The following is a 9,242-nucleotide window of genomic DNA, read 5'->3' on the forward strand; positions in this document are numbered from 1 at the left end:
GTCATCCAGACCTATGGCCCCGTGACCATGGGCATCGAAAGAGTCTTCATGGCCCGCAACGCCGATTCTGCGCTGAAACTGGGGCAGGCCCGAGGTGCGGCGATTGTGGCGGGCGCCGAGGAAAACCTGGAGATCGCCGAATACACCGCGACCCAGGTCAAGCAGGCGGTCGTCGGAACCGGCGCGGCGAACAAGGAACAGGTGCAAATGATGGTGATGCACTTGTTGAAATTGGTCAGCAAGCCGCAGATCGACGCCTCCGACGCCCTGGCCATCGCCATTTGCCATGCCCATACCCGTTCCAGCCTGTTGCCCCATGGCTTGGGAACCGCACGCAGTCGTGGCGGGCGCCTGCGTCTCTGATAGCATCAGCGCTTCATTCATGAACCCGAGCCCGTTGCGCCTGTGTCGTCGGCCTTAGTGCTCGTGTTGTTATTCGCCAGCCAGTGGCTGGCCAACGCCCAAGGATCTGAAACGTGATTGGACGCTTGCGCGGCACCCTGGCTGAAAAACAGCCGCCGCACCTGATTCTGGATGTAAATGGCCTGGGCTATGAACTCGAAGTGCCCATGACCACGCTGTATCGCTTGCCGTCGGTCGGTGAGCCGCTGACGCTGCACACTCATTTGGTCGTGCGCGAGGATGCGCAGTTACTCTATGGCTTCGTTGGCAAGCGCGAGCGGGATTTCTTCCGCGAGCTGATTCGCCTCAACGGCGTCGGCCCGAAACTGGCCCTGGCCCTGATGTCGAGCCTGGAGGTCGATGAGCTGATTCGTTGTGTGCAGTCCCAGGACACCTCGGCGTTGACCAAGGTGCCAGGTGTCGGCAAGAAAACCGCCGAGCGCCTGCTGGTGGAGCTCAAGGATCGCTTCAAGGCCTGGGAGGCGGTGCCGGCCATGTTCGCGCTGGTGCCAAACCAGCCGGATGCGCCTGCGCCGACAGTCAGCGCCGAAAACGATGCGGTCACGGCGCTGATCTCCCTGGGCTATAAACCGCAGGAAGCCAGCAAGGCGATTTCCGCGATCAAGGAAAAAGGCTTGAGCACCGAAGACATGATTCGTCGCGCCCTGAAGGGAATGATTTAAGTGATTGAAGCTGATCGTCTGATCGCCGCCACGGGCGCGCCCCGTGACCGCGAGGAAATCCAGGACCGCGCGATCCGCCCTGTCAGCCTGGCCGACTACATCGGCCAGCCGACCGTGCGCGAGCAGATGGAGTTGTTCATCCAGGCAGCTCGTGGGCGCAGCGAGTCGCTGGACCACACCTTGATCTTCGGCCCGCCAGGCTTGGGCAAGACCACCCTGGCCAATATCATCGCCCAGGAAATGGGGGTGTCGATCAAGAGCACGTCCGGGCCGGTGCTGGAGCGGCCAGGCGACCTGGCGGCATTGTTGACCAACCTTGAACCCCATGACGTGCTTTTCATCGACGAAATCCACCGGCTGTCGCCAATCGTCGAAGAAGTGCTGTACCCGGCCATGGAAGATTTCCAACTCGACATCATGATCGGCGAAGGGCCGGCGGCGCGTTCCATCAAGCTCGACCTGCCACCGTTCACCCTGGTGGGCGCCACCACCCGCGCCGGCATGCTGACCAACCCGCTGCGTGACCGATTCGGTATCGTCCAGCGCCTGGAGTTCTACAACAACGCCGACCTGGCGACGATTGTCAGCCGCTCGGCGGGCATCCTCGGCTTACCGCTGGACCCGGACGGCGCCTACGAAGTCGCCCGTCGGGCCCGCGGTACGCCGCGGATCGCCAACCGCTTGCTGCGCCGGGTCCGGGACTTTGCCGAAGTCCGGGCCAAGGGCCATATCACCAAGCCGATCGCCGACCTGGCGCTGAACCTGCTGGATATCGACGAGCGTGGTTTCGACCATCAGGACCGGCGCCTGCTGCTGACCATGATCGAGAAATTCGACGGTGGCCCGGTAGGCGTGGACAGCCTGGCCGCCGCCATCAGCGAAGAGCGCCACACGATTGAGGATGTACTGGAACCGTACCTGATCCAGCAGGGCTATATCATGCGCACCCCTCGCGGGCGCGTGGTAACGCGTCATGCTTATCTGCACTTCGGTTTAAACATCCCGACACGAATGGGCGAGATGCCGGTGGTAGACGAGTTCCTCGATGCGGTAGACGATTGAGCGCGCTCTGTACGACGACTTTTTTCCGGTTGGTGCTGTCCCAGACCACGCCTGGAGCGTCAATGCGTTCGAGAATGAAAAAACAGTTGCCTGGCCGATTGGCAACCTGAGGAGTAAGCACTAGAGTATGCGCGCGCAAAACGGGCTGGAGTCGTTCGCACATCGCTGTCGCGTTTATTACGAGGACACCGATGCCGGCGGCATCGTTTACTACGTCAATTACCTCAAGTTTATGGAACGGGCTCGAACCGAACGGCTGCGGGAACTGGGTTTTGCCCAATCCGCGCTGGCAGGGGAGGACCTGTTATTCGTCGTGCATTCCAGCGAAGCGCGCTACCACGCGCCGGCGCGACTGGACGACGAGCTTGTGGTGACTGCCGATGTCATCGAGTTGAACCGCGTCAGCCTGCGCTTCAAGCAGCAGGTCAGGCGCGCTGCGGATAATGTGCTGCTCTGCGAAGGGCAGTTTTTGGTGGCCTGTGTGCGCACCCATAGTTTGAAACCCCGGGCCATTCCCGAAGCTCTACGTGCGGCCTTTGCCGGCGTGAGCGGCGCGGGTACACACTCAGAGCAGGAGATAAAGCGTGGAAGCTAACGTCGTCGACCATTCCTCCATGTGGAGCCTGGTCAGCAATGCCAGCGTCGTGGTGCAACTGGTAATGCTGACCCTGGTAGCCGCATCGGTGACCTCATGGATCATGATTTTTCAGCGCAGCAACATGCTGCGCGCCGGTCGCCGTGCCCTGGAGAGCTTCGAAGAGCGCTTCTGGTCCGGCATCGACCTGTCCAAGCTGTACCGCCAGGCCGGCAGCAACCCGGATCCGGATTCGGGCGTCGAGCAGATCTTCCGCGCCGGTTTCAAGGAATTCTCCCGCCTGCGCCAGCAGCCCGGTGTCGATCCTGAAGCGGTCATGGAAGGCGTAGCCCGTGCCATGCGCGTCGCCATTTCCCGCGAGGAAGAAAAACTCGAACAGGGCCTGCCGTTCCTGGCGACCGTCGGTTCGGTCAGCCCGTACATCGGCCTGTTCGGTACCGTGTGGGGGATCATGAACTCCTTCCGTGGCCTGGCATCCGCCCAGCAAGCGACCCTGGCCACCGTGGCCCCGGGTATCGCCGAGGCGCTGATCGCCACCGCCATCGGCCTGTTCGCAGCGATCCCGGCCGTTATCGCCTACAACCGCTTCGCTGCTCGCAGCGAAACGCTGATCAGCCGCTACTACACGTTCGCCGATGAATTCCAGGCGATCCTGCACCGCAAAGTGCACACCAGCGAAGAATAAGCAGGTATTTCCCGATGGCTTTAATCGCTCGAGCCCGAAACAAGCGCAAGCCGGTTGCCGAGATGAACGTGGTGCCCTACATCGACGTGATGCTGGTGCTGCTGGTCATTTTCATGGTCACCGCGCCGATGCTCAATCAGGGCGTGAAGGTCGATCTGCCCAAGGTTTCCAGCGAAGCCTTGCCGCAGGACAACAACACCCAGGTCCTGACCATTTCGATCAAGGCTGACAAGACCTACTACTGGAACCTTGGCAGTGAAGTCGATACCGAGAAGCAGCAGGACCGGGCCATGACCTTGCCGCAGATGACCGATGCGGTGACCAAGATCATTCGTGTCGGCAACGATGCCGGCAAGCGCACCCAGGTGTTCATTCGCGGCGACAAGACCGTCGACTACGGTGCCGTGATGGGCGCCATGGGCGGCCTGCAGAAAGCCGGGGTCGGTAACGTTGGCCTGATCACCGAGGCACCCTGATGCAGCAACAGCGAGAGCCGTCCGCCTCGGAAAGCTACTTCTGGCCCAGTGTCCTTGCCATCGGCCTGCATGTGCTGGTGTTCGGCATGCTGTTCGTCAGCTTTGCCATGACGCCGGAGCTGCCGCCGGCCAAGCCGATCGTCCAGGCGACCCTGTACCAGCTCAAGTCGAAAAGCCAGGCCACGACGCAGACCAACCAGAAGCTTGCCGGCGAAGCGAAGAAATCCGCTGCGCGCCAGACCGAAGTCGAGCAGATGGAGCAGAAAAAGGTCGAGCAGGAAGCGATAAGGGCTGCGGAACAAAAGAAAGAGGAAGCGGCTCAAAAGGCCGAAGAAGCGAAGAAGGCCGACGAGGCGAAGAAAGCGGACGAGGCTAAAAAGGCAGACGAGGCCAAGAAAGCCGACGAAGCGAAGAAGACCGCCGAGGCCAAAAAGGCAGAAGAGAAACAACTGGCTGATATAGCCAAGAAGAAAGCCGAAGAAGAAGCCAAGAAAGCCGCTGAAGAAGAGGCCAAGAAAGCGGCCGCCGAAGAAGCGAAGAAAAAGATCGTCGAGGACGCGAAGAAAAAAGCGGCCGAAGACGCCAAGAAGAAAGCTGAAGCTGAAGAGGCGAAGAAGAAAGTCGCCGAAGACGCGAAGAAGAAAGCCGCCGCCGACGCCGCCAAGAAAAAGGCCCAGGACGCAGCGCGTAAATCCGCCGAAGAGAAAAAGGCCCAGGCCTTGGCAGATTTGCTTTCCGACACGCCGGAGCGCCAGCAGGCATTGGCCGACGAGCAAGGCGATGAAGTCGCCGGTAGCTTCGATGATCTGATTCGTGCCCGTGCGGCGGAAGGCTGGGCTCGTCCACCTTCGGCGCGCAAAGGCATGACGGTAGTATTGCAAATCGGCATGTTGCCCGACGGTACGGTTACCTCGGTCAGCGTGGCCAAGTCCAGTGGCGATGGTCCGTTCGACGCTTCGGCGGTCGCGGCGGTCAAGAACATTGGGCGGTTGACGGAAATGCAAGGAATGAAGCCGAGCGATTTTGCTCCCTATCGTTCGTTCAAGATGACATTCACACCTGAGGATCTAGCCTTGTGAGAAACCTTCTTCGATCAATGCTTGTCGTTGTCTGCTGCCTGGCAGGGATCGCGATGGCAGAGGAAAAGAACATCCTGGTCACCAGCGGCAGCGACCGGGCTACCCCGATCGCCGTCGTACCGTTCGGTTGGCAGGGCGGCAGCGTCCTGCCGGACGACATGGCGGAAATCATCGGCAACGACCTGCGCAATTCGGGTTACTACGCACCGATTCCGAAGCAGAACATGATCAGCCTGCCAACCCAGGCCAGCGAAGTCATCTACCGTGACTGGAAAGCCCTGGGCGCCCAGTACATCATGGTCGGCAGCATTGTTCCGGCGGGCGGTCGCCTGCAGGTGCAGTACGGCCTGTTCAACGTCGCCACCGAGCAGCAAGTGCTGACCGGCAGCGTATCGGGCAGCGTTGATCAGCTGCGCGACATGGCCCACTACATTGCCGACCAGTCGTTCGAGAAACTCACCGGCATCAAGGGTGCGTTCTCTACCCGCATGCTTTACGTGACCGCCGAACGCTTCTCGGAAAACAATACCCGCTACACCCTGCAGCGTTCCGACTATGACGGCGCCCGCGCGGTGACCCTGCTGCAATCGCGCGAGCCGATCCTGTCGCCGCGTTTTGCGCCTGACGGCAAGCGTATCGCCTATGTCTCGTTCGAGCAGAAGCGTCCGCGTATTTTCGTACAGCACATCGACACCGGTCGCCGTGAGCAGATCACCAACTTCGAAGGCCTGAACGGCGCGCCAGCCTGGTCGCCGGACGGCTCGCGCCTGGCGTTCGTACTGTCCAAGGACGGTAACCCGGACATCTACGTGATGAACCTGGCTTCGCGCTCGATCTCCCGCGTGACCAACGGCCCGGGCATCAATACCGAACCGTTCTGGGGCAAGGATGGCTCGACCATCTACTTCACCTCCGACCGTGGCGGCAAGCCGCAGATCTACAAGACCAGCGCCGGTGGCGGTGGTGCCGAACGCGTGACTTTCGTCGGGAACTACAACGCCAACCCTAAACTGTCGGCGGACGAAAAGACCCTGGTCATGATCCATCGCCAGGATGGTTTCACCAATTTCAAGGTGGCGGCCCAGGATTTGCAGCGCGGAAGCGTAAAAATCCTCACTGATAGCACTCTGGACGAGTCACCTACTGTTGCGCCCAACGGCACCATGGTAATCTACGCCACCCGCCAGCAGGGCCGGGGAGTCTTGATGCTCGTGTCCATTAATGGACGCGTGAGGCTCCCGCTTCCTACCGCTCAAGGCGAAGTCAGAGAACCGTCCTGGTCCCCTTACCTGAACTGACGCGGCGCAATACGTTTTACTTAACACACTGGGGTTCATTAGGAGTTTCACGATGGAAATGCTGAAGTTTGGTAAATTTGCTGCGCTGGCTCTGGCCATGGCTGTAGCTGTAGGTTGCTCGTCCAAAGGCGGCGACAACGCCGGTGAAGGCGCTGTTGATCCAAACGCTGGTTACGGCGCTAACACCGGTGCAGTTGACGGCTCCATGAGCGAAGAAGCTGCTCTGCGCGCAATCACCACCTTCTACTTCGAATACGACAGCTCGGACCTGAAGCCAGAAGCCATGCGCGCTCTGGACGTTCACGCCAAAGACCTGAAAGCAAACGGCGCTCGCGTTGTTCTGGAAGGCAACACCGACGAACGTGGTACTCGTGAGTACAACATGGCACTGGGCGAGCGTCGTGCGAAAGCCGTTCAACGCTACCTGGTACTGCAAGGTGTTTCCCCAGCTCAGCTGGAACTGGTTTCCTACGGCGAAGAGCGTCCAGTTGCCACCGGCAACGACGAGCAGTCCTGGGCTCAAAACCGTCGCGTCGAACTGCGTAAGTAATTCGTCATGCGAACGTGCCGTCGTGCTGTAACTGTTCTGGCTCTCAGCCTCGCGCCGCTTGCGGCGTGGGCTGCGGTTCCTGTGGTCGATAACGATGCCGGCTATAACAATAGCGGGAGCAGTTATCCGCCTGCAGGTTACGGTACGAACGGCGCCTATGCCGGGGGAGGGGTTTCGGCCCCTGTCTCGGCACAGGGCCAGCTGTTCAACCAACTGCAGCAAATGCAGGATCAGATCTCGCGCCAACAGGGTGTGATTGAAGAACTGCAAAATGATATTTCGCGCATGAAGCAGGAAAACCTGGAGCGATACCAGGATCTTGATCGGCGCATAGGAACCGGCGTTGCACCTGCCGCGACTCCTGAGAATTCTCCAGCCGGTGGCGATCTGAACGCCCCCGGTGCAGCCGCAGGCGCTGGGGCAAATGCTCCAGCTGCACCTGCTGCCGGTGGCGAGCCGGCTGATCCAGCGAAGGAAAAGCTCTATTACGATGCTGCCTTCGACTTGATCAAGGCCAAGGATTTCGACAAGGCCAGCCAGGCCTTTGCCGCTTTCCTGCGTAAATACCCAAACAGCCAGTACGCGGGCAATGCCCAATACTGGCTGGGTGAGGTGAACCTGGCCAAGGGTGACCTGCAAGGTGCCGGCCAGGCGTTCGCCAAGGTTTCGCAACTGTATCCCAAGCACGCCAAGGTGCCGGATTCGCTGTACAAGCTGGCTGATGTAGAGCGCCGCCTCGGGCACACCGACAAGGTCAAAGGCATCCTGCAACAAGTGGTGGCCCAGTATCCGGGGACATCCGCCGCTCAGCTGGCCCAGCGCGATCTGCAGCGCATGTAAGGCTGTTTGAACCCGCTTGGAAGAAACCCGCGCCTGTCGCGGGTTTTTTCGTTAGAATTCACGCCCTTTTTATGAAACACGCTTCCTGGGATCTACGCGTTGGCGGGGTTCCTTGAGGTGCCTGACGGAGGCGGACAGCCTGTTTAGCTGTTACGCCCGTGGCGACTATGCAAGACACATTGAGAATTACTGAAGTTTTTTACTCGTTGCAGGGTGAAACGCGAACGGCCGGTCTGCCGACTGTTTTTGTGCGCCTCACCGGTTGTCCATTGCGTTGCCAATACTGCGACAGTGCCTATGCCTTCAACGGCGGCACCTTGCGCACCCTCGACGATCTCCTCGAACAAGTGGCCGGCTTCCGTCCGCGCTATGTTTGCGTCACCGGGGGTGAGCCATTGGCGCAGCCCAATGCCATCCCCTTGCTCAAGCAATTGTGCGATGCAGGCTATGAGGTTTCCCTGGAAACCAGTGGTGCGCTGGACATTTCGGCGGTCGATCCGCGGGTCAGTCGCGTCGTTGACCTGAAGACGCCAGGCTCCAAGGAAGCACACCGCAACCGATACGAGAATATCGAACTGCTCACACCCAACGACCAAGTCAAGTTCGTGATCTGTTCGCGGGAAGATTACGACTGGGCGGTGTCCAAGCTGATCCAGTACGGTCTAGACCAGCGGGCTGGCGAGGTGCTGTTTTCCCCGAGTCATCACGACCTGAATGCCCGGGAGCTGGCGGACTGGGTGGTGGCGGATAACTTGCCGGTGCGCCTGCAACTGCAACTGCACAAATATCTTTGGAACGACGAGCCGGGGCGCTGACATGACTGAACAATCAACCACTCCAGAAAAGCGCGCGGTCATCCTGCTGTCGGGCGGCCTGGATTCGGCCACGGTCGTGGCCATGGCCCGCGCCGAAGGCTATCGCTGCTACACCATGAGTTTCGACTATGGCCAGCGCCACCGTGCCGAGTTGCACGCCGCCGAGCGGGTCGCCCGAGACCTGGGCGTTGTCGAGCACAAGGTGATCGGCCTGAACCTCAACGGCATCGGCGGTTCCGCCCTGACTGACAGTTCCATCGATGTTCCCGAGGCGCCGAGTGAAGGCATTCCGGTGACCTATGTGCCGGCGCGCAACACGGTGTTCCTGTCCTTGGCGCTGGGGTGGGCCGAAGTGCTGGGTGCCCGTGACATCTTTATTGGTGTCAACGCGGTGGATTATTCCGGCTATCCGGATTGCCGTCCGGAGTTTGTCGAGGCTTTCGAGCGCATGGCGAATCTGGCGACCAAGGCCGGCGTAGAGGGGCAGGGTTTCCGCATCCAGGCGCCGTTGCAGAATCTCAGCAAGGCCGACATCGTCAAGGCGGGCGTGAAGCTTGGCGTGGACTACGGGCTCACCGTTTCCTGCTATCAGGCCGACGATCAGGGGCGCGCTTGTGGCAAATGCGATAGCTGCCGCCTGCGTGCCGAAGGCTTCGCGGCGGCGGGTGTGAGCGATCCAACCCCTTATTTTTGATTTATTTCAAATTAAGTGTTGAATAGTCCTTAGAAATCAGTATTATACGCGCCACCACACAGC

General features: G+C 60.2%; 12 protein-coding genes. All 12 read left to right on the forward strand.

Translation table 11 applies throughout. The annotated features are described in order from the left end of the window. Positions 1-363 (forward strand): crossover junction endodeoxyribonuclease RuvC (ruvC, locus tag OC610_RS14850; RefSeq protein ID WP_264428683.1); only part of this gene is annotated, 363 nt, incomplete at its 5' end. 113 nt (positions 364-476) lie between these two features. After that, complete coding sequence (gene ruvA, locus OC610_RS14855; RefSeq protein WP_181288677.1) at positions 477-1,085, forward strand: Holliday junction branch migration protein RuvA; 609 nt, start codon at positions 477-479, stop codon at positions 1,083-1,085. Then, on the forward strand, positions 1,086-2,147 hold the full coding sequence (gene ruvB, locus OC610_RS14860; protein WP_030140800.1) for a Holliday junction branch migration DNA helicase RuvB: 1,062 nt from the start codon (positions 1,086-1,088) through the stop codon (positions 2,145-2,147). A 127-nt stretch (positions 2,148-2,274) separates the two neighbouring features. Continuing rightward, positions 2,275-2,742 carry a tol-pal system-associated acyl-CoA thioesterase gene (ybgC, locus tag OC610_RS14865; protein ID WP_030140799.1) on the forward strand — a complete coding sequence of 156 codons (468 nt, stop codon included), beginning with the start codon at positions 2,275-2,277 and terminating at the stop codon, positions 2,740-2,742. Then, positions 2,732-3,427 (forward strand): protein TolQ, encoded by a 696-nt coding sequence (tolQ, locus tag OC610_RS14870; protein ID WP_181288676.1) that lies wholly within the window; start codon positions 2,732-2,734, stop codon positions 3,425-3,427. Before ybgC ends, tolQ begins: the two co-directional genes overlap by 11 nt. A 23-nt stretch (positions 3,428-3,450) precedes the next feature. Beyond that, entirely contained in the window at positions 3,451-3,903 is a 453-nt protein-coding gene (gene tolR / locus OC610_RS14875; RefSeq protein WP_161796096.1) for a protein TolR, read from the forward strand. Then, positions 3,903-4,982: a cell envelope integrity protein TolA gene (gene tolA / locus OC610_RS14880; protein ID WP_181288675.1), complete on the forward strand. Its 1,080-nt coding sequence runs from the start codon at positions 3,903-3,905 to the stop codon at positions 4,980-4,982. Before tolR ends, tolA begins: the two co-directional genes overlap by 1 nt. 53 nt (positions 4,983-5,035) lie before the next feature. Next, on the forward strand, positions 5,036-6,280 hold the full coding sequence (tolB, locus tag OC610_RS14885) for a Tol-Pal system beta propeller repeat protein TolB (RefSeq protein ID WP_408636592.1): 1,245 nt from the start codon (positions 5,036-5,038) through the stop codon (positions 6,278-6,280). A gap of 52 nt (positions 6,281-6,332) precedes the next feature. Then, entirely contained in the window at positions 6,333-6,830 is a 498-nt protein-coding gene (pal, locus tag OC610_RS14890; protein ID WP_030140795.1) for a peptidoglycan-associated lipoprotein Pal, read from the forward strand. Positions 6,831-6,836: 6 nt separating this feature from the next. Further along, on the forward strand, positions 6,837-7,670 hold the full coding sequence (gene ybgF, locus OC610_RS14895; protein ID WP_181288673.1) for a tol-pal system protein YbgF: 834 nt from the start codon (positions 6,837-6,839) through the stop codon (positions 7,668-7,670). 167 nt (positions 7,671-7,837) lie between these two features. Further along, the gene (gene queE / locus OC610_RS14900) at positions 7,838-8,485 is read left to right on the forward strand and encodes a 7-carboxy-7-deazaguanine synthase QueE (RefSeq protein WP_030140793.1); all 648 of its coding nucleotides are present in this window, start codon (positions 7,838-7,840) and stop codon (positions 8,483-8,485) included. A 1-nt stretch (position 8,486) separates the two neighbouring features. Further along, positions 8,487-9,179 (forward strand): 7-cyano-7-deazaguanine synthase QueC, encoded by a 693-nt coding sequence (queC, locus tag OC610_RS14905; RefSeq protein WP_264428689.1) that lies wholly within the window; start codon positions 8,487-8,489, stop codon positions 9,177-9,179. The last annotated feature ends 63 nt before the right edge of the window (positions 9,180-9,242 follow it).

The organism is Pseudomonas agronomica (assembly GCF_025917275.1).
Lineage (GTDB): Bacteria > Pseudomonadota > Gammaproteobacteria > Pseudomonadales > Pseudomonadaceae > Aquipseudomonas > Aquipseudomonas agronomica.